Origin of the sequence: Proteus faecis (assembly GCF_003144395.1) — a bacterium.
In the GTDB taxonomy this organism is placed as follows: domain Bacteria; phylum Pseudomonadota; class Gammaproteobacteria; order Enterobacterales; family Enterobacteriaceae; genus Proteus; species Proteus faecis.
Genome location: NZ_PENZ01000034.1, coordinates 137,582 through 155,731 on the forward strand (window position 1 = coordinate 137,582; position 18,150 = coordinate 155,731).

General features: G+C 37.4%; 19 protein-coding genes. 10 read left to right on the plus strand and 9 right to left on the minus strand.

Annotated features, from left to right (window positions below):
* Positions 1 to 35: 35 nt before the first annotated feature.
* Entirely contained in the window at positions 36 to 1,409 is a 1,374-nt protein-coding gene (locus tag DK858_RS10225; protein ID WP_109397301.1) for an MATE family efflux transporter, read from the minus strand.
* A gap of 311 nt (positions 1,410 to 1,720) precedes the next feature.
* On the opposite strand from DK858_RS10225, the gene DK858_RS10230 reads away from it, so the two are divergent.
* Positions 1,721 to 2,371 (plus strand): riboflavin synthase subunit alpha, encoded by a 651-nt coding sequence (locus DK858_RS10230; RefSeq protein WP_109397302.1) that lies wholly within the window; start codon positions 1,721 to 1,723, stop codon positions 2,369 to 2,371.
* 91 nt (positions 2,372 to 2,462) lie between these two features.
* Here DK858_RS10230 and cfa read toward each other — a convergent pair whose 3' ends face one another.
* Positions 2,463 to 3,617, minus strand: coding sequence for a cyclopropane fatty acyl phospholipid synthase (gene cfa, locus DK858_RS10235; protein WP_109397303.1), 1,155 nt, complete (start codon positions 3,615 to 3,617; stop codon positions 2,463 to 2,465).
* Positions 3,618 to 3,921: 304 nt separating this feature from the next.
* A complete protein-coding gene (gene punC / locus DK858_RS10240; protein ID WP_109397304.1) occupies positions 3,922 to 5,139 on the minus strand; it encodes a purine nucleoside transporter PunC in 1,218 nt (405 codons plus the stop codon).
* A gap of 118 nt (positions 5,140 to 5,257) precedes the next feature.
* On the opposite strand from punC, the gene punR reads away from it, so the two are divergent.
* Positions 5,258 to 6,160, plus strand: a complete 903-nt coding sequence (punR, locus tag DK858_RS10245; protein ID WP_109397305.1) for a DNA-binding transcriptional activator PunR — start codon at positions 5,258 to 5,260, stop codon at positions 6,158 to 6,160.
* Positions 6,161 to 6,186: 26 nt separating this feature from the next.
* Here punR and purR read toward each other — a convergent pair whose 3' ends face one another.
* Positions 6,187 to 7,212: an HTH-type transcriptional repressor PurR gene (gene purR, locus DK858_RS10250; RefSeq protein WP_075673235.1), complete on the minus strand. Its 1,026-nt coding sequence runs from the start codon at positions 7,210 to 7,212 to the stop codon at positions 6,187 to 6,189.
* A gap of 267 nt (positions 7,213 to 7,479) precedes the next feature.
* On the opposite strand from purR, the gene cydH reads away from it, so the two are divergent.
* Positions 7,480 to 7,563 (plus strand): cytochrome bd-I oxidase subunit CydH, encoded by an 84-nt coding sequence (cydH, locus tag DK858_RS18505; protein ID WP_109397306.1) that lies wholly within the window; start codon positions 7,480 to 7,482, stop codon positions 7,561 to 7,563.
* Between the two features lie 135 nt (positions 7,564 to 7,698).
* Here the strand turns inward: cydH and sodB are convergent, their stop codons facing one another.
* Both sodB and DK858_RS10265 read right to left on the minus strand, forming a co-directional pair.
* A complete protein-coding gene (gene sodB / locus DK858_RS10260; protein ID WP_109397307.1) occupies positions 7,699 to 8,277 on the minus strand; it encodes a superoxide dismutase [Fe] in 579 nt (192 codons plus the stop codon).
* A gap of 533 nt (positions 8,278 to 8,810) precedes the next feature.
* Positions 8,811 to 9,626: a sulfite exporter TauE/SafE family protein gene (locus DK858_RS10265; RefSeq protein WP_109397308.1), complete on the minus strand. Its 816-nt coding sequence runs from the start codon at positions 9,624 to 9,626 to the stop codon at positions 8,811 to 8,813.
* A 391-nt stretch (positions 9,627 to 10,017) separates the two neighbouring features.
* Between DK858_RS10265 and DK858_RS10270 the strand changes: the two genes are divergently transcribed.
* Positions 10,018 to 10,359, plus strand: coding sequence for a Grx4 family monothiol glutaredoxin (locus DK858_RS10270; RefSeq protein ID WP_006537039.1), 342 nt, complete (start codon positions 10,018 to 10,020; stop codon positions 10,357 to 10,359).
* 123 nt (positions 10,360 to 10,482) lie between these two features.
* Here the strand turns inward: DK858_RS10270 and rnt are convergent, their stop codons facing one another.
* Both rnt and gloA read right to left on the minus strand, forming a co-directional pair.
* Positions 10,483 to 11,121 (minus strand): ribonuclease T, encoded by a 639-nt coding sequence (rnt, locus tag DK858_RS10275; protein ID WP_075673239.1) that lies wholly within the window; start codon positions 11,119 to 11,121, stop codon positions 10,483 to 10,485.
* A 94-nt stretch (positions 11,122 to 11,215) separates the two neighbouring features.
* Positions 11,216 to 11,623, minus strand: coding sequence for a lactoylglutathione lyase (gloA, locus tag DK858_RS10280; RefSeq protein WP_036937247.1), 408 nt, complete (start codon positions 11,621 to 11,623; stop codon positions 11,216 to 11,218).
* Positions 11,624 to 11,807: 184 nt separating this feature from the next.
* Here gloA and DK858_RS10285 point away from each other — a divergent pair, with 184 nt between their 5' ends.
* Together DK858_RS10285 and slyA are read left to right on the plus strand one after the other, a co-directional pair.
* Positions 11,808 to 12,047: a DUF1289 domain-containing protein gene (locus DK858_RS10285; protein WP_109397309.1), complete on the plus strand. Its 240-nt coding sequence runs from the start codon at positions 11,808 to 11,810 to the stop codon at positions 12,045 to 12,047.
* A 451-nt stretch (positions 12,048 to 12,498) separates the two neighbouring features.
* Complete coding sequence (slyA, locus tag DK858_RS10290; RefSeq protein ID WP_109397310.1) at positions 12,499 to 12,927, plus strand: transcriptional regulator SlyA; 429 nt, start codon at positions 12,499 to 12,501, stop codon at positions 12,925 to 12,927.
* Positions 12,928 to 13,226: 299 nt separating this feature from the next.
* Here slyA and DK858_RS10295 read toward each other — a convergent pair whose 3' ends face one another.
* Positions 13,227 to 13,694, minus strand: a complete 468-nt coding sequence (locus DK858_RS10295) for an outer membrane lipoprotein (protein ID WP_109397311.1) — start codon at positions 13,692 to 13,694, stop codon at positions 13,227 to 13,229.
* Between the two features lie 221 nt (positions 13,695 to 13,915).
* Between DK858_RS10295 and anmK the strand changes: the two genes are divergently transcribed.
* The 4 genes from anmK to pdxY all read left to right on the plus strand — a co-directional run bounded on the left by anmK (position 13,916) and on the right by pdxY (position 18,124).
* Positions 13,916 to 15,028 carry an anhydro-N-acetylmuramic acid kinase gene (gene anmK / locus DK858_RS10300; RefSeq protein ID WP_109397312.1) on the plus strand — a complete coding sequence of 371 codons (1,113 nt, stop codon included), beginning with the start codon at positions 13,916 to 13,918 and terminating at the stop codon, positions 15,026 to 15,028.
* 43 nt (positions 15,029 to 15,071) lie between these two features.
* Entirely contained in the window at positions 15,072 to 15,725 is a 654-nt protein-coding gene (gene pdxH, locus DK858_RS10305) for a pyridoxamine 5'-phosphate oxidase (RefSeq protein ID WP_109397313.1), read from the plus strand.
* 132 nt (positions 15,726 to 15,857) lie between these two features.
* The gene (tyrS, locus tag DK858_RS10310; RefSeq protein ID WP_109397314.1) at positions 15,858 to 17,132 is read left to right on the plus strand and encodes a tyrosine--tRNA ligase; all 1,275 of its coding nucleotides are present in this window, start codon (positions 15,858 to 15,860) and stop codon (positions 17,130 to 17,132) included.
* A gap of 122 nt (positions 17,133 to 17,254) precedes the next feature.
* A complete protein-coding gene (gene pdxY / locus DK858_RS10315) occupies positions 17,255 to 18,124 on the plus strand; it encodes a pyridoxal kinase PdxY (RefSeq protein ID WP_109397315.1) in 870 nt (289 codons plus the stop codon).
* Positions 18,125 to 18,150 lie beyond the last annotated feature (26 nt).

The following is an 18,150-nucleotide window of genomic DNA, read 5'->3' on the forward strand; positions in this document are numbered from 1 at the left end:
TTGTGTCGTTCCTTTGCCTAAATAACCGTTTTTCTTTAACGCTCTGAGCGTAATAACACCACTTCATCAGATTGACGCTGGATCCACCAAATACGGGAACCCATCATAATTGCTGAGGCAGTTAAACCTAGAATAAAGCCGATCCAGAAACCAGCTGGCCCCATTGCTTCAACAAAGTAATTAGTACGTCCTAATATATAACCAGAAGGCAATCCAATTACCCAGTAGGCAATAAAAGTAATGAAAAAGATAGAACGGGTATCTTTATAGCCACGTAATACACCAGAACCAATGACTTGCACAGAGTCTGATAACTGATAAAGCGCAGCGAATAACATAAGATGAGACGCTAATGTTACCACTTCAATATTATCGTTATACATTAATGCAATTTTTTCTCTAAAGATGATAGAGAAAATCGCGGTACAACTTGCCAACATTAACCCAACAGCAAGTGCTGTAATCGCTGAAGTACGGGCTTGTTCTGTAGATCGTTGACCTAAGTTATGACCAACACGGATTGTTGCTGCTATTCCCAATGAAAGCGGGAACATAAACATCAGGGAGCTAAAGTTAAGTGCTATCTGGTGACTTGCAACTGCAGTAACACCTAAAGGTGAAACTAATAATGCAACAACGGCAAATAGTGTTACCTCAAAGAATAAGGCTAGGCCAACGGGTAAGCCTAAAATTGTAATACGTTTTATCGTGTGGAAATCAGGACTTACTAAACGTTTCTTTGGCATAACGTCACGTTGTGTCGGTGCTCGACGCACGTAATAACGCATCATTAAGAACATCGCCCAGAATACAGAGGCTGTTGCAACACCGCAACCAATTCCCCCTAATTGTGGTGCACCAAACTTACCGTAAATAAAGGCATAGTTAACAGGGATATTAATCAATAATCCAATAAAACCAATGATCATGCCAGGTTTTGTTTTCGATAATCCCTCACATTGACTTCTCAGTACCTGATAATAGAGGCAACCAGGGGCACCCCACATAATGGCATGTATAAATCCAATGGCCTTTTCGGCTAATTCGGGCTCGATATCATGTTGCGCTTCAATAATAAAACGGCAGTTATAAAGAATAGCAATTACCATGATTGATAAGAAAGTGGCGAGCCAAAAACCTTGCTGTGTACGATTAGCAATGTGTTTTCGTTGTCCTGAACCATTTAATTGTGCAACGATTGGTGTTAAAGCCATTAATATGCCTTGACCTAATAAAATCGTTGGTAACCAAATAGACGTACCTACTGCGACTGCCGACATCTCTGTGGCATTTACAGCACCCGCCATGACAGTATCAACCACTCCCATTGCTGTTTGGGAAAATTGCGCGATGATAACGGGGATACCGAGAGCAAGTAAGCTACGCGCTTCTTTTATATACTTCTGCACGCATACACCTTTATTTATTATAAGAAAACGAGAAAGGGAGAGAACAAACGTCGCGTTGTTAAAATGACGTAAAGAGATCCTCAAGACCGCTTATTCTAATGATAAAAGTTTAATTAGCAACGAAAGAAGTTAGGCTTTTTAAACACAGAATTTTGATAATTTATTAGGGGTTTTTACGCTATATTGAACGGTAATAATCAATAAGGAATAAATACGGTAATTGTTCCTTTGGATTAATCCGAGCTATGTTATCCTGAATAGCATAAAACCTAAATTGAGTTTACCAGTTTATCGACCCAAGGAGATGTAAGATGTTTACAGGTATTGTTCAGGGAAAAGGGCGGGTTATTGCTATCGAAGATAAAGGCGATTTTCGTACCCATATCATTGAATTACCCAACGAGTTAGTCAGCAATTTAGAAACAGGTGCTTCTGTTGCAAATAATGGTTGCTGTTTAACGGTTACTAAAATTGAAGGTACACATATTAGCTTTGATTTAGTGAAAGAGACATTACGTTTAACTAACCTTGGTGAATTAAAAGTCGGCTCTGAAGTAAATATTGAGCGAGCGGCTAAATATGGTGATGAAATTGGTGGGCATGTGATGTCTGGTCATATTGTGACAACGGCTGAAGTCGCCAAAATTATTACGTCAGAGAATAACTTACAAATCTGGTTCCGTATTTTTGATAAAGCATTAATGAAATATATTTTACACAAAGGTTTTATCGGTATTGATGGGATCAGCTTAACTGTTGGCGATGTGGTTAATAACCGTTTTTGTGTACATTTGATTCCTGAAACGCGTGATAGAACAACATTAGGTTGTAAACGTCTTGGTGACAAGGTCAATATTGAACTTGATCCGCAAACTCAGGCGATTGTCGATACGGTAGAACGCGTTATGGCACAGCAGAAAGCTTTATTAGTGGCAACCGAACAAAATGAAAATAAGGAATGAAACACATAATTAACTATTAATGTGTTGCGCTAAAAATGGCACTAAAAAAGCCAGTTTAATCAATAAACTGGCTTTTTCTTTTTAAGAAAAATCAACGTGGAATTTGTAAGCCACCAATATGTCCTTTAGGGCTTAACATGATTTGCCATAATTGAATATCTCTAGCTCTAAATGCACCTGCACACGCATTTAGGTAATAGCTAAACATGCGTTTAAAACGCGGTGTATAATTTGACTCAATATCTGGCCAGCAGGCTAAAAATCGTTGATACCATGCCATTAAGGTTTTATCGTAATCAGCACCGAAATTGTGCCAATCTTCCATGACGAACTTACCATCTATCGCATTTGCAATTTTTTGAATTGAGGGTAAACAACCATTAGGAAATATATATTTACTAATCCAACTATCTACATTCACTTTATCTTGGTTAGAGCCGATAGTGTGTAATAAAAATAGGCCTTCTTCCTTTAAGTTACGGCGAGCTACATCAAAATAGGTTTCATAGTTTTTAGGTCCTACATGCTCAAACATACCGACTGAAACGATACGATCAAATTGTTCATGTAAATCGCGGTAGTCTTCTAAAATAATATTAACATCAAGTCCTTGGCATCGTTCTTGTGCCAATTTCTGTTGTTCAATAGAAATGGTAACCCCAGTGACAGAAACACCAAAATGTTTTGCCGCATAAGCAGAAAGTCCTCCCCAACCACAGCCAATATCTAGTAAGGTCATTCCAGGTTTTAGATCTAATTTTCGGCAAATTAAATCTAATTTATGTTCTTGGGCTTGGGCAAGATTATCGGCCTGTTTCCAGTATCCACAGGAATATTGCATATTAGGATCAAGCATGGCGATAAATAAATCATTACCGAGATCGTAATGTTCTTTACCTACCATCCATGCTCGTTTTTGTGTTTGTAAATTGAAAAGGCGTGCTGTCGCAATTCTGAAAATATCATGTAGATTTTTGGGAAGCTTGTTTTCAAGGCCTGCACGTAAAACTTTATGAAAAAATATATCCAGTCGTTCACAATCCCACCAGCCATCCATATAGCTTTCACCGAGTCCAAGCGAACCTTGCTGTAATACTCTTTTATAAAAATTTTGATTATGAACCTGAATATCATAAGGTTCTGAACCATTAACGCGAATATCAGCATGGGTTAATAGTTCGATAGCAATCCTTTTATAAGGATCATTGGAGGTCTTTCGGCCTTCTTCTACACAAGATGTACTCATAAACTCTCCGGCGTAAACTAAGCGGGTTTAGAGACATAAACTAAGAAAGAATGTGCGTAGATAGATATTATTAAAATAGTATTGTGTTCAATATGAATTGAACGGATAGAATTAATAAGACAACTAATCTCACATAATCAGCTAATAATTTGTTTAATGCCTCAAAATCCGAAAGGAAAATAGATAAAGCGCTGTTAAGCGTTTAGAGTAAGTATAGATATGTGAATTATTTTTCTCTATAAAATAAATCGGCCATTTTTTATAAAATAGCCGTTTTGAGAATTCTCTTAAAATAGAGGGGGGATTATTCAGTTGCTTGAACTGTGTGTTTGGTAACAGATTTATTACGCTGAATAAAGTAGCCAACTGCCATTGGGATCGCTGTTAACGCCATAATTGCAGTAGTGTTAATCAGGGGATGCTGGCTGATAAATGCAGATACAATAAAGCTAGCTAGACTACAAAGGCCAAGTTGAAGTGCATTTTGTAATGCAGCCGCTTTACCGCTAATTTCAGGATAAGCAGACAAAGCATTAGATACTGCAATTGGATACGATGCGCCATTCATTGCAGCCATAATACAGAACGGAATTAAAATAGTTGTTAATGTCGGTTCAGTAAATTTAGCAACAAGGTATAACGCAGTCATACTGACAGCATAACCAATTAATAACAGTGGTAGTAGCGTTTTACCTGTCATTTTTGACAGTAAAATGCGACAACCATAACCACCCACCATAAATGCAATAGTCTGTGGAATATAACTTAAACCGATATCCTGCGGAGAGTAGCCCATCTTTTCAAGAATGATGGGGGAGCCAGCTAACCAAGCAAAGAAACCTGCACTACAAGACGCGTAAACTAATACGTTACCAGTGTAGAGCGGGGATTTTAATAAAGTCATAAATGAAGCAGAAGATTGGTTTGCATCTGTGACGGATTTTTGTTTAATGTTTTTTAGCATTAACGTCGGTAACATCAGAACTAATGTTACTGCCATTAACAGCATAAAAATCATACGCCAGCCACCGTGGTTTAATAATGATGCACCGATTAAAGGCGCAAGTGCTGGTGATAATGCAACCAGTGGCATAATTAACGCAAAAACGCGCTGAGCGCGAGATTCATCAAAACGGTCGATGACAAGAGCTTGCCAAATAACAGCTGCAGAGCAGACGCCGAAAGCTTGTAGGAAGCGCATAGCAAGTAAGCCAGTTGCACTTTCGACCCACAGCATACCAAGACAGCCTAAAGAGAAAAGGCTTAAACCAACCAGAAGAATAGGTTTTCGACCGACTTTGTCTGAAAGTGGTCCCCAAAGTAATTGAGCAACAGCAAAGCCAAATAAAAAGATACTTAAGCTATTACTAATAGCACCTTCGCTGATAGAGAGTTCACGTTGCATCATACCAAACGCAGGTAAGTACATATCAATAGCTAAGTAACCTAGCATACTCAAACCTGCTAGGTACACCATAAAGCTCATAGGTGTTTTTGATTGTGTGGAAGTTTTAGAATTCATTTTATTTTCTATGCTATGTAATGTAGAACATTTTATGTATTGTAACTAAGACCTATTTTACTTGTGAAACGGGAATATTTGGTTAATGCTGTGAAAAATTTTCAAAGGAATAAACTCTATGTGGTCAGAATACTCTTTAGAAGTTGTTGATGCAGTCGCAAGAACAGGAAGTTTTAGCTCGGCTGCTCAAGAATTGCACAGAGTGCCATCCGCCGTTAGTTATACTGTTAGGCAACTAGAGGAATGGCTTGCTGTTCCTCTGTTTGAGCGTCGTCACCGTGATGTAGAATTAACCGATGCAGGTAAAATTTTCATCAAAGAAGCACGATCTGTTATCAAAAAAATGAATGACACTCGGCATCTTTGTCAACAAGTTTCTAATGGATGGCGTGGTCAATTCAGTATAGCCGTTGATGGCATTGTTAAACCTGAAAGAACACAACAACTTATTCTCGATTTCTACCGTCATTTTCCGGATATTGAACTGTATGTCTACCCTGAAGTGTTTAATGGTGTATGGGATTCTTTAGTTAATGGTCGTGTCGATTTAGCTATTGGTGCAACAAGAGCTTCACCCATTGGTGAACGTTATAGTTTTCGAGATATGGGATTTATGCCTTGGCGTTGTGTTTGTCATGTTGATCACCCTTTAGCGAAAGCACAACATCCACTAACGGATGATGAAATGCGACCTTATCCAAGTTTATGCTTAGAAGATACATCACGTAGTTTACCAAAGCGTGACACATGGGCGCTAAATAATCAACGTAGAATGGTTGTACCGACATGGGATATGGGGCTTGAATGCTTATTAGCTGGATTATGCGTAGGAATGGTACCTTGGCACCGTGCTGAACCTTTAATTGAACAAGGTACACTGGTTACTTTACAACTGGCACAGCCATTGCCAGACAGCCCATGCTGCCTGACGTGGGTCGATAAAAGTGAATCGCCTGCTTTGACATGGTTGTTAGATTATCTTGGAGATAGCCAAACCTTAAATGAGGAATGGCTTCGCTAGAAATCAGATAAGTGGATAAATAAGAATTAACGGCGGTAGTCGATAAAAGGGCCATCGGCAACTGAACGGCGCTCAACTAATCGCGGATGAACTTCGATTGTTTGGGCGTCTTCGCGTTTATTGACGATGCGATCAAGCAACATTGATAATGCCATTTGACCTAAACGCTCTTTTGGCTGATGGACGGTTGTTAGCGCTGGTGTAAAATAACGTGCATTGCGAATATTGTCGTAACCCACAATGGAAATATCTAAAGGAACACGCAGACCAAGTTCATCTGCAGCGCAAATTGCGCCCATTGCCATGACATCACCACCACAAAAAACAGCAGTAGGGCGATGTTTTTGATTTAGCATTTGGTACATAGCTTTATAACCAGATTCTGGTTCAAAGTCACCTTGTACAATCCATTCATCTTTTACTGTGATTTTTGCTTCTTCCATGGCTTTTAAGAAACCTTGTAAGCGACCACCACCTGTATTCCGTTCTAATGGACCAGGGATAATACCAATATCACGATGACCTCGCTCAATAAGGTAACGACCTGCGATATAACCACCATGGAAAGCGTTATCGATAATGGTATCTGTAAAGTCACCACGCGCTTTGCCCCAATCCATGACAACCATTGGAATATTACGATAGCCTTCTAAAAGAGTCAGAAGGTGATCGGGATATTCAGAACACATGACTAATAATCCATCAACACGTTTTTGTGCCAGCATGGCTAAATACGCTTTTTGCTTATCAAGATTGTTATGTGAGTTACATAAAATCAGGGTATAGCCTTTGCTATAACAACTATTTTCAACTGCTTCAATCACTTCAGCAAAGTAAGGAGCTTCACTGGACGTGGCTAACAGGCCTATAGATTTTGTGTGATTGACTTTTAAGCTACGCGCAACGGCACTTGGCGAATAATTTAATTCTTTTATAGCGGCCCAAACTGCTGCTCGTGTGTTCTCAGCAACAAAACGGGTTTTGTTGATCACATGAGAAACAGTCGTGGTTGATACGCCTGCGCGTTTTGCCACGTCTTTTATTGTTGCCATGGTGTGGAAAACTCCTGACCTTCATTGGTCTCTTTTATCTAATTTTATGGTTTAACTGCCAGTATAGTCATACATAGGGCAAACACTGGCAATAATTTAGCGATTAGCTGTGAATTTTGTATGATCTAGCTCAAAAGTGAAAGTATTAATCAATGTTATAAATTGTGCACTAGTCGCTATTTTAACAAATTCTGATATGTAATAATAATTAACCATGACAAGGTTATGGTTAATTATGTGTATTATAATCATTTTGAGGGAGAATAGATGGATACGGATCTGAAATTTGGTTTGAGTACAGCAATAGCAGCGCTGGTTATGATTGTTATTTTTTCTACTCTGCTTTTCTAATCATGTTTTAATAAGTACTCGATTAATTTAAGTAATAGATTATCGAATACTGAATATAACAAAGGGCTCAAGGCCCTTTGTTATTATGTCATCAAAAATGAATTTTACTCATTCACCTTCGATTATCACACTAAATTAAGCAAGGTTAGCTTCAACAAATGACCAGTTAACCAATGCCCAGAACTCTTCTAAATATTTAACGCGTGCATTGCGGTAGTCGATATAGTAAGCATGTTCCCATACGTCTACAGTTAACAGAGGTTTGTCTGTGCCTGAAACAGGTGTTGCAGCATTTGATGTGTTAACAATCGCAACTGAACCGTCAGCTTTTTTAACTAACCAAGTCCAACCTGAACCGAAGTTTTTTGCTGCAGCATCATTAAATTGCTTTTTGAATTCTTCAAAAGAGCCAAATGCTTTGTTGATAGCTTCAGCAATTTTACCTGTTGGTGCGCCACCTGCATTTGGTGCTAAGCAGTTCCAGTAGAAAGTGTGGTTCCATACTTGTGCAGCGTTATTGAAAACACCACCATCAGTAGACTTGATGATTTCTTCTAAAGATTTACTTTCTAAATCAGTACCTTTAACTAGGTTATTTAAATTAGTTACATAGGTTTGGTGGTGTTTGCCGTAGTGATATTCTAAAGTTTCTTTAGAGATGTGTGGTTCAAGAGCATCTAACGCATAAGGTAATTTTGGTAATTCGAAAGACATTGCGTACTCCTTTAAACTATCTATTTCGGGTTTTGTGCCTGAAATCATTCCATCAAAATTATTTGAATCGATAGAATGAGGCAAATGAATAACTAAGTTGTTACTATTTTGCTAATTATTTTAACAAAAATCTGCTGAAATAACAGCTAAATATCTTTTATCTATAATTATAAGCTATATAGATTAATTATACTCATAAGAGTATATCCCTCTTGCCTACACGTAAAGTAGCAAAATGGCATTTATAATGAGAGAAGTAAAAAGTACAAATTTCATTCTGTTATGTGGTTATTAGACTGGCAAATAAAATGGGGGGCAGTTCTGGATTGGCAACAAGACATGGTTTTTAAAGCTAAAAATTGTAACTAAAATAAAATATTTATAGTTATGTTAGGCTGTTATTATGTTGTAATTATGATTTCTCCTTTGAAAAGAGTTGGTTTAACTAGGAATTACCTTTATTTTAATTAGCATAGGCCTTGTTTGTAATTCCTAGAAATTATCCTCAAAAAGCTTATTTCATTAACAAGTTATTATTCCATAATAAGCGTATATATCATTTTCACCACGACTAAGAATAGAAATAATGCAAATATTTGGCGAACTCTTGGGATAGGAAGTCGATAAGCGACTTTCACACCGATAGGTGCGAAGAGAATGCTGGTAATACTTATTCCGATAAAGGCAGGTAAATAGATAAAGCCTAAGTAATAGTCATTAATATTTGTTTGACCCCACCCATAAATAATACCCATTATAGTCCCGATAGAGGCAATAATAACGCCGATCATTGATGATGTCGCAATGCATTTACGGGTATTAAATCCCCAATGACTTAAAAGAGGAATGGTGATCGTACCACCTGCAATACCAATAAAACTGGATATAAAGCCAATCAAAGAGCCACCACTTGTTAACGCTGGTTTTGAAACAGTAGGATCTTTCACGTTTTCAATACGTTCCGCTTCTTTCTTTTTAGTTAATAATCCATAGATGGTATATACCATGAAAATACAGAACACGATTTGTAATATCGTATTTGACATTTTTTGTACCAGAAATGTCCCAACAAGCATACCGATGATAGTGCCGATAGATAATAGAGGAAATTGCTGCCATAAAATGGCTTTGTGTTTGTTATGAGAATACGCTGAAGATGCTGTAGAAAATATAATGACAGAGAAGGAGGTAGATAAGGCAATTTTCATCACCATATCTATTGGAATAGCTTGTTGACTCACAACATACATTACTACCGGAACAATGATTGCACCGCCTCCTATGCCAAGTAGCCCAGCAAAAAAGCCAGTGATACATCCTACTAAAAGAAATAGCAAAATCATGTCCATAATAGTTAATACTCATCAGGTTTTATAACAAACCTATCTATATACATTATATCCTTTTAAGAAGGTAGCGTTTTATCTTAATGTATAAATTATGAAATCTAATGTATTGGTTTTGATGTAAAAGTTGCTTTTTTTCTTCTTTAATATAAAGGATAGTTAGTGATTATGTCGGCGGTAAGATGAAGCACAGTCATAACCATCTGTAACGTATTGATTTATTTTTTATGTATCATGCGTGTTTTTTTATCAGTAATTTCATAGTTTAATACCAACTTATTGTTTTATATCGATAACTAAACTTATATAGAGGTTTCTAATATAAAGTGGTATTCTTCTTTCATGTTTTCCCCTATAAAGCATATCGAATATAAAAGGTTGTAAGGACTTACAAATGACGACTATTGAAAAAATTGAACGCCAGATCAATGAAAACCCAATTATTTTATACATGAAAGGTTCACCAAAATTACCAAGTTGTGGTTTTTCTGCTCAGGCAGTTCAAGCTATCTCTGCTTGTGGTGAGCGTTTTGCGTATGTTGATATCCTGCAAAACCCAGATATTCGTGCAGAATTACCAAAGTATGCACACTGGCCAACCTTCCCACAATTATGGGTAGATGGTGAATTAGTCGGTGGATGTGACATTATTTTAGAAATGTATCAGCGCGGTGAATTACAGAAGTTACTAAAAGAGACTGCTGATAAATATCGTGGTGAAGAAGAAGCACAGTAATTAATTTTTTATCGTTTCGCTATTGAAACGTATAAAAATAATCAGTTCTTCAAGAAAAAGCCAGTTCATTAGTGTGAACTGGCTTTTTCTATTATTCATATATGTATCAGCAAAATTATGGCTTCAAGGTGTAGGCAATGGCCATCCACCAAGCTTTTTCCAGCGGTTAACTAATTCACAAAAAAGTAATGATGTGCGATTAGTATCATATAACGCACCATGTGCTAATTTGCTATCAAAGGGAATACCAGCAGTGATACAGGCTTTAGCTAAAATTGTCTGTCCTAATACTAATCCACTTAAAGCCGCAGTATCAAAGGTGGCAAAAGGGTGAAAAGGGTTACGTTTTAATCCAGCACGTTCAGCTGCTGCCATTACAAAGCTGTGATCAAAATTTGCATTATGAGCCACAATAATGGCGCGATTACAATCTGCATCCTTCATTCCTTTACGCACCATTTTAAAAATGGCATGAAAAGCTTCATATTCACTGACTGCGCCACGTAAAGGGTTGGTTGGATCAATACCTGTAAATTCTAAGGCTGCCGGCTCTAAGTTAGCCCCTTCAAAAGGTTCAACATGAAAATGTAATGTGTTATCAGGTTTTAGCCAACCTTGTTCATCCATTTTTAATGTAATAGCGGCGATTTCAAGCAAACCATCTGTTTTCGCATTAAATCCACCTGTTTCAACATCAATAACTACAGGGTAGTAACCCCGAAAACGGTTACAAAGCTTATTGGGATTATTTATATCAGGCATTAAGTTGTACTTATCCGATAAAAATAAAATATCGGAAATTGATAATCAGTAAGGCCAGAAAGATAACATCTGTATCTTTCTGGTTTTAATAAAATTAGTTACCTAGAGCGTGACTTGCACTTTTATTTTCGATGAGCTCGATTTTATATCCATCAGGATCTTCAACAAAAGCAATAATTGTTGAGCCACCTTTTACTGGGCCTGCATCACGGGTAACATTACCGCCAGCTTGGCGAATGGCTTCACAGGTTGCGGCAACATCATCTACACCTAATGCCACATGCCCAAAAGCGGTTCCCATTTCGTAGCTATTTACACCCCAGTTATAGGTTAATTCGATAACTGCACCAGTGCTTTCATCACCATAACCAACAAAAGCTAACGAGTATTTATATTCCTCATTCTCGCTAGTGCGTAGAAGTTGCATACCTAAAACCTTGGTATAAAAGTCGATAGAACGTTGTAAGTCGCCCACACGGATCATGGTATGAAGTACTCGCATATAAACCTCTTGTGTTTTTTAATGATTAAACCCTACAGATAAACTGATGGCGGGGTACTATAACGCGTTAAAGCCCTAAAGTTCAATTTTACTACGCCTTTAACAGTTCAATAAACTATGTTGTGCAGTTAATATCTCTATTAACTATACTCTATTGTAACAAACAATAGGGAGGGAAAATCAAATGCAGGAACAATTAGAATTTTTTGATATTCCTAGCCCTTGTATTGGGCGTTGTGAAATGAATATGCAAGGATATTGTGTTGGCTGCTATCGCAGCCGTCAAGAGCGGTTTAATTGGTCAACAATGAATCAACAACAGAAAAGAAATATATTACGGCTTTGTCAGCAACGTTATTTAAGGTCATTAAAAAAAGTGGGTTCTGCAATTGAAAAAGAAAATAAACAACTCAATTTATTTTAAATGTTCTATTTATTTTTTAATATTAAAATAATAATTAACTATCTTTTTAATTCATTATTGTTATTTATTGTAGTCATGTGGTTTATTATTTTTTCTTTATTAATTTAAGGTTGCAATTTTAACTTATTACCAGACCACACTACTTTTAATTGGCTGATTATCAATGTGTTTTTTTTGTTTCGGATGTTGTCTGTAAAATAATAATTATTATTATGTAAAAAAATATAGATTAGTTTTTATAACAAGGTTATTCTTTATGAACTTTCGTGGCTAGAAAGAAATGGTTTAATTATGTCTGGAAAATAATTACTTATCTAATAAATAGGATATATAACTACATTAGTTATTAAAGGTAATGTTTTAATTAAAAAGAATAGGTAAATACTGTATTAAAAATGAATATCTAAACTTTGTAATAAGTTGACTGAAAATGCTAATTAAGGAGAGATAAGTGGAATCAACATTAGGAGCTGATTTAGCGCGTTTAGTTCGATTATGGCGTGCTTTAATTGATCATCGTCTCAAACCATTAAAATTAACTCAAACCCATTGGGTTACTTTGTACAATATCAGCCAATTACCTCCAGAGCAGTCACAAATCCAATTGGCAAAAGCAATAGGAATCGAACAACCATCTTTAGTAAGAACCTTAGATCAACTGGAAGAGAAAAAACTGATATGTCGGCATACATGTGCAAATGATCGTAGAGCAAAACGTATAAAATTAACAAAAGAATCTGAGCCTTTTATTAATGAGGTTTATGCTGTTATAGAAAAAACGAGACGAGAAATATTAGGTGGTATTCAACTAGAGGAAATAGAAAGACTAATAAGTACAATCCAAAAACTAGAAAAAAATATAAATAGGTTACATGACTAACAATTTCAAGTTTAATATATATTCTATTTAAATAATATTAATTATATGATGATAACTATACTCTCAATAATCCAATATTCAGCTAGATAACAAGTGAATGAGTCACTAGGAGCAAAATATGTAACTAGTGCGAGTAAACGATATCAATAATACTGAAGTTTGACGAGTATATAACAAAAATCATTATATATTCCTAATTATAGGAACTAGATTATATATTCGTTCTCTCTTTAGATTACTTATTATTGGATCATAAAATAAAACAGGCAACTTTAATGTTGCCTGTTTTTTGTTGCTAATTAGCGAGGAGAAACAGTTAAGTTATTTCCGTTACCGATAACTGCAACACGTTGACCTTGACGATACACGGTATTATCTGCTTTTTGAACGATAGCGACGGTTTTACCACTATCTAAACGAACTTCAATTTGAACACCTTTAGTCGTATTTAAAGCACCTTGTGCTTGTTGTCCTGCCATACCACCTGCAATTGCACCAGCGGCTGTTGCTAAGTTACGACCTGTTCCTCCGCCAACAGTGTTACCTAACATACCGCCAAGAACGGCACCACCGATAGCACCTAAAATATTTTCATCGCTACCCGCTTGAATATTCACTGCACGTACAGAAACCACTGTACCATAAGTAATATTTTGAGCTTGTTTGGCTTGGCTTGCAGTATAAGTGTCACCGGATAGTGAATTTGTATTCACACAACCAGTAAGTACAGTCATTGTGAAAAGGCCAATAAGTAAATGCTTAAACATAGTCACTCCTAAAGAAAACCTGAGGTAAATTGCTCAGATTATACCAATGTTATCTATTATCAGTTATAGCTTGTTTTTTGCGTATGTCGAGACTGATTTTAATAATATATAGCTTACTATATAGTAAAGGCCGATAGTAAAAACAGAAGAGATTTCTGAAAAAAGAGAATATAACATTATATGTTAAAAATTTGCATCATCTTGATTATAAGGAAAAGAACATGATAGCAGGGCGGTACATTGGCGTGATGTCTGGCACAAGCTTAGATGGTGTTGATGTTGTATTAGCTGCAATCAATAATAAGTTTGTTGCACAACAAGAAAATCATTTTCTGCCTTATCCACAAAATCTACGCCAACGAATTTTAGCTGTTTGCCAAGGGCAACCGACTACCTTGCATGAAATCGGCTTATTAGATGCTCAATTAGGTGAGCTTTATGCGCAAGCGATCATAGAGTTACTTGCAAAAGCGAAACTTAGCGCGAGTGATATTACGGCGATAGGGTGTCATGGGCAAACTGTTTGGCATGAGCCAGAAAGTGATATGCCATTTACTATGCAAATTGGTGACAATAACCGTGTTGCTACACTAACAGGAATTACGACAGTCGGTGATTTTCGTCGTAGAGATATCGCTTACGGCGGACAAGGCGCACCTTTAGTACCGGCTTTTCATCTTGCTGTATTAGGACATCCTGTTGAAAAACGTATTATTTTAAATATTGGTGGTATTGCCAATATCTCATTGTTATTACCCGGTATTGCAGTTAAAGGCTACGATACGGGACCAGGAAATATGCTATTAGATAGCTGGAATTGGATCCACAATCAAACACCATATGATGATAATGGCAAATGGGCTGCGACTGGCACTGTAAACCCAACTTTATTAAAAGATATGCTTTCGGATCCTTACTTTTCGCGTTCAGCACCTAAAAGTACAGGGCGAGAATATTTCAATACACAATGGTTAAATTACCATTTAGAAAGAGTACCTAATGTTTTTCCTGAAGATGTACAAGCAACGCTAGTTGAATTAACCGCGATAAGTATTGTGCAACAGATACAATTAAACGGTGGATGTGAACGTTTACTCGTTTGTGGTGGGGGGGCGCGAAATGAGCAAATTATGCATCGTTTAGCTTCATTATTATCCGGCACAGAAGTCACAACAACGGATAAATATGGTTTAAGTGGTGATGATATGGAGGCACTGGCATTTGCTTGGTTAGCAGCGCGCACTATTGCAAATGAATCAGGGAATTTACCTTCTGTAACAGGGGCATCGAGAGAAACCGTTTTAGGGGCGATTTACCCTACAAATCCTCGTTAAGCGTGATATGCTGAATGTAGTTTCTCAAAAGAGAGAGTGAAAAATGACACAACTTGATTTTATTGATGTTGCTGATTTACGCCGCGAATATATGAACGGTGGGCTACGACGTCATGAATTAACTGAACAGCCATTAGTTTTGTTTGAAAAATGGTTAAAGCAGGCTTGTGAAGCGCGTTTGAGTGATCCTACTGCAATGTGTGTTGCAACTGTTGATGAAAATGGTCAACCTTACCAACGCATTGTGTTATTAAAACATTTCGATGAACATGGCTTAGTCTTTTATACCAATTTAGGCAGTCGCAAAGCGAGTCATTTAGAGCACAATCAACGCGTCAGTTTATTATTCCCTTGGTATCCATTAGAAAGACAAGTTTGTTTTTTAGGGAAAGCCGAAAAACTATCTCCTATTGAAGTTATTAAATATTTCCATAGTCGCCCTAAAGATAGTCAAATTGCAGCGTGGGCTTCTCGACAGTCTTCCCGCATTTCCGCAAGAGGCGTGTTAGAAAGTAAGTTTCTAGAATTAAAGCAGAAATTCCAAAATGGGGAAGTGCCATTACCGAGTTTCTGGGGGGGATATCGTGTGATATTTGATTCTGTTGAATTTTGGCAAGGACGAGAAAATCGGCTACACGATCGCTTTATCTATCAAAAATCACCACAAGGATGGGACATTGAGCGGTTAGCACCTTAATAGCGTGTTAATAAATTTACCTCAAAAAGTCTTTTTCTACTGGTACTTAATGTAGTGGCGCTTTATGCTATACCACTCGTGTTTCACTTATATTTTAAATAGACAAAAAACAATAAACCGATGGAGTCATTGATGTCTAGCAAGAACCTAATCACACAATTGCAGGAGCGTGGGCTAATCGCTCAGGTCACGGATGAGGCAGCTTTAGTAGAGCGTTTGGAGCAAGGTCCTATCGCTCTCTATTGTGGCTTCGATCCTACCGCTGATAGCCTGCATTTGGGGCATTTGGTTCCTTTGCTGTGTTTAAAACGATTCCAACTAGCCGGGCATAAGCCTGTGGCGTTGGTGGGTGGTGCAACGGGTCTAATTGGTGATCCTAGTTTTAAAGCCACCGAGCGCAAACTGAATACCCAAGATACTGTTCACGAATGGGTAGAAAAAATTCGTAAACAAGTGTCACCTTTTTTAGATTTCAACAGTGGTGAAAACAGTGCGGAATTAGCAAACAACTATGACTGGTTCGGTCAAATGGATGTGCTGACATTCCTGCGTGATATCGGTAAACACTTCTCTGTGAACCAAATGATCAACAAAGAAGCGGTTAAACAACGTTTAAACCGTGACGATGTGGGTATCTCTTTTACTGAATTCGCCTATAACCTATTACAAGCTTATGACTTTGCGTCATTAAATACGCATTTAGGTGTTGAATTGCAAATCGGTGGCTCTGATCAGTGGGGTAATATTACTTCAGGTATCGATTTAACCCGTCGTTTCAACCAGAAACAAGTATTTGGTATGACTGTACCATTAATTACTAAATCTGATGGAACTAAATTCGGTAAGACAGAAGGTGGTGCGGTTTGGTTAGATCCTAAGAAAACAAGCCCATACAAATTCTACCAGTTCTGGATCAATACAGCAGATGCTGACGTTTATCGCTTCTTAAAATTCTTCACATTTATGAGCATCGAAGAAATTAATGCACTTGAAGAAGAAGATAAAAATAGCGGTCAAGCGCCTCGTGCTCAACGTGTATTGGCAGAACTTGTTACTGGTTTGGTTCATGGTGAAGAAGGTTTAATCGCCGCTAAACGTATTACAGAAAGCTTATTCTCTGGTGCAATTGCAGACTTAACACAAGCTGACCTTGAACAATTAGCACAAGATGGTATGCCAACAATTGAGTTAGAAAAAGGCAGTGATTTGCAACAAGCGCTGGTTAACGCAGAATTAGTTCCTTCTCGCGGTCAGGCTCGTACAATGATTGGCTCTAACGCAGTTTCAATTAATGGCGAAAAACAAGATAATCCTGAATACATCTTTGAAGAAAAAGATTTCTTATTTGGTCATTACTCTATTTTACGCCGTGGTAAAAAACATTACTGCCTCGTTATCTGGAAATAATTGACAGTAAAGGGCAGCCGGTGAGTTGCCCTTTTTCTTAATAACAATAAATAAATGTATATACCTCGCCTATGATGATAAAGCTTGGGTGTTGTGTGTATTCACAATAATCGGTTTATGTCATGAAAAATATACTCTCTATTCAGTCACATGTTGTTTTTGGTCATGCCGGTAACAGTGCCTCTGAGTTTCCAATGCGTCGTATGGGGGTGAATGTTTGGCCTCTAAATACAGTGCAGTTTTCAAATCACACTCAATATCCAGAAAAATGGACTGGCTGTGTCATGTCAGCAGAACATATTACGGAGATTGTTGATGGTATTGCCACAATCGGTAAACTTTCACAATGTGATGCAGTACTAAGTGGTTATTTAGGATCGGCTGAGCAGGGGTTGCGTATTGTTGATATCGTTAAAAAAGTAAAACAAGCGAATCCTAACGCATGGTATTTTTGTGATCCTGTAATGGGGCATCCTGAAAAAGGATGTATTGTTCCTCCTGCTGTTTCTGGTGTGCTATGTGAAGAAGCATTACCTATTAGTGATATCATTGCACCTAATTTATTAGAGCTTGAAACATTAAGTGGTGGTAAAGCCCTTCATAATGTTGATGAGTGCGTAAATGCCGCTCGTGAATTATGTAAACAAGGTCCTAAGGTTGTATTAGTAAAACATTTATCACGTGCTGGATATCGACATGATCGTTTTGAAATGCTGTTAGTAACCGCAGAACATAGTTGGCATGTTAGTCGTCCACTAGTTGATTTTGGTGAACGTCAACCCGTGGGGGTGGGGGATTTAACAAGTGGTTTAATGCTGGTGGATTTACTCAAAGGTGTTGAATTACAAACCGCATTAGAGCACGTTGCCTCAGCAGTTTATGAAGTGATGCTAAAAACAAAAGAGATGAATGAGTACGAACTGCAACTCGTTGCAGCTCAAGATCAAATGGTGCATCCAACACACAGATTCTGCGCAACACAACTAGATTAAATTAATCGACTTTAAGAGAAGAAAAA

What these genes read in the sequence shown, in the direction of transcription:
- cydH (WP_109397306.1), top strand. Translation starts at nt 7,480, where the DNA reads ATGGATACGGATCTGAAATTTGGTTTGAGTACAGCAATAGCAGCGCTG.
- gloA (WP_036937247.1), bottom strand. Translation starts at nt 11,623, where the DNA reads ATGCGAGTACTTCATACCATGATCCGTGTGGGCGACTTACAACGTTCT.
- DK858_RS10230 (WP_109397302.1), top strand. Translation starts at nt 1,721, where the DNA reads ATGTTTACAGGTATTGTTCAGGGAAAAGGGCGGGTTATTGCTATCGAA.
- rnt (WP_075673239.1), bottom strand. Translation starts at nt 11,121, where the DNA reads ATGCCTGATATAAATAATCCCAATAAGCTTTGTAACCGTTTTCGGGGT.
- DK858_RS10270 (WP_006537039.1), top strand. Translation starts at nt 10,018, where the DNA reads ATGACGACTATTGAAAAAATTGAACGCCAGATCAATGAAAACCCAATT.
- anmK (WP_109397312.1), top strand. Translation starts at nt 13,916, where the DNA reads ATGATAGCAGGGCGGTACATTGGCGTGATGTCTGGCACAAGCTTAGAT.
- DK858_RS10265 (WP_109397308.1), bottom strand. Translation starts at nt 9,626, where the DNA reads ATGGACATGATTTTGCTATTTCTTTTAGTAGGATGTATCACTGGCTTT.
- DK858_RS10295 (WP_109397311.1), bottom strand. Translation starts at nt 13,694, where the DNA reads ATGTTTAAGCATTTACTTATTGGCCTTTTCACAATGACTGTACTTACT.
- pdxY (WP_109397315.1), top strand. Translation starts at nt 17,255, where the DNA reads ATGAAAAATATACTCTCTATTCAGTCACATGTTGTTTTTGGTCATGCC.
- sodB (WP_109397307.1), bottom strand. Translation starts at nt 8,277, where the DNA reads ATGTCTTTCGAATTACCAAAATTACCTTATGCGTTAGATGCTCTTGAA.
- punC (WP_109397304.1), bottom strand. Translation starts at nt 5,139, where the DNA reads ATGAATTCTAAAACTTCCACACAATCAAAAACACCTATGAGCTTTATG.
- purR (WP_075673235.1), bottom strand. Translation starts at nt 7,212, where the DNA reads ATGGCAACAATAAAAGACGTGGCAAAACGCGCAGGCGTATCAACCACG.
- pdxH (WP_109397313.1), top strand. Translation starts at nt 15,072, where the DNA reads ATGACACAACTTGATTTTATTGATGTTGCTGATTTACGCCGCGAATAT.
- cfa (WP_109397303.1), bottom strand. Translation starts at nt 3,617, where the DNA reads ATGAGTACATCTTGTGTAGAAGAAGGCCGAAAGACCTCCAATGATCCT.
- punR (WP_109397305.1), top strand. Translation starts at nt 5,258, where the DNA reads ATGTGGTCAGAATACTCTTTAGAAGTTGTTGATGCAGTCGCAAGAACA.
- DK858_RS10285 (WP_109397309.1), top strand. Translation starts at nt 11,808, where the DNA reads ATGCAGGAACAATTAGAATTTTTTGATATTCCTAGCCCTTGTATTGGG.
- tyrS (WP_109397314.1), top strand. Translation starts at nt 15,858, where the DNA reads ATGTCTAGCAAGAACCTAATCACACAATTGCAGGAGCGTGGGCTAATC.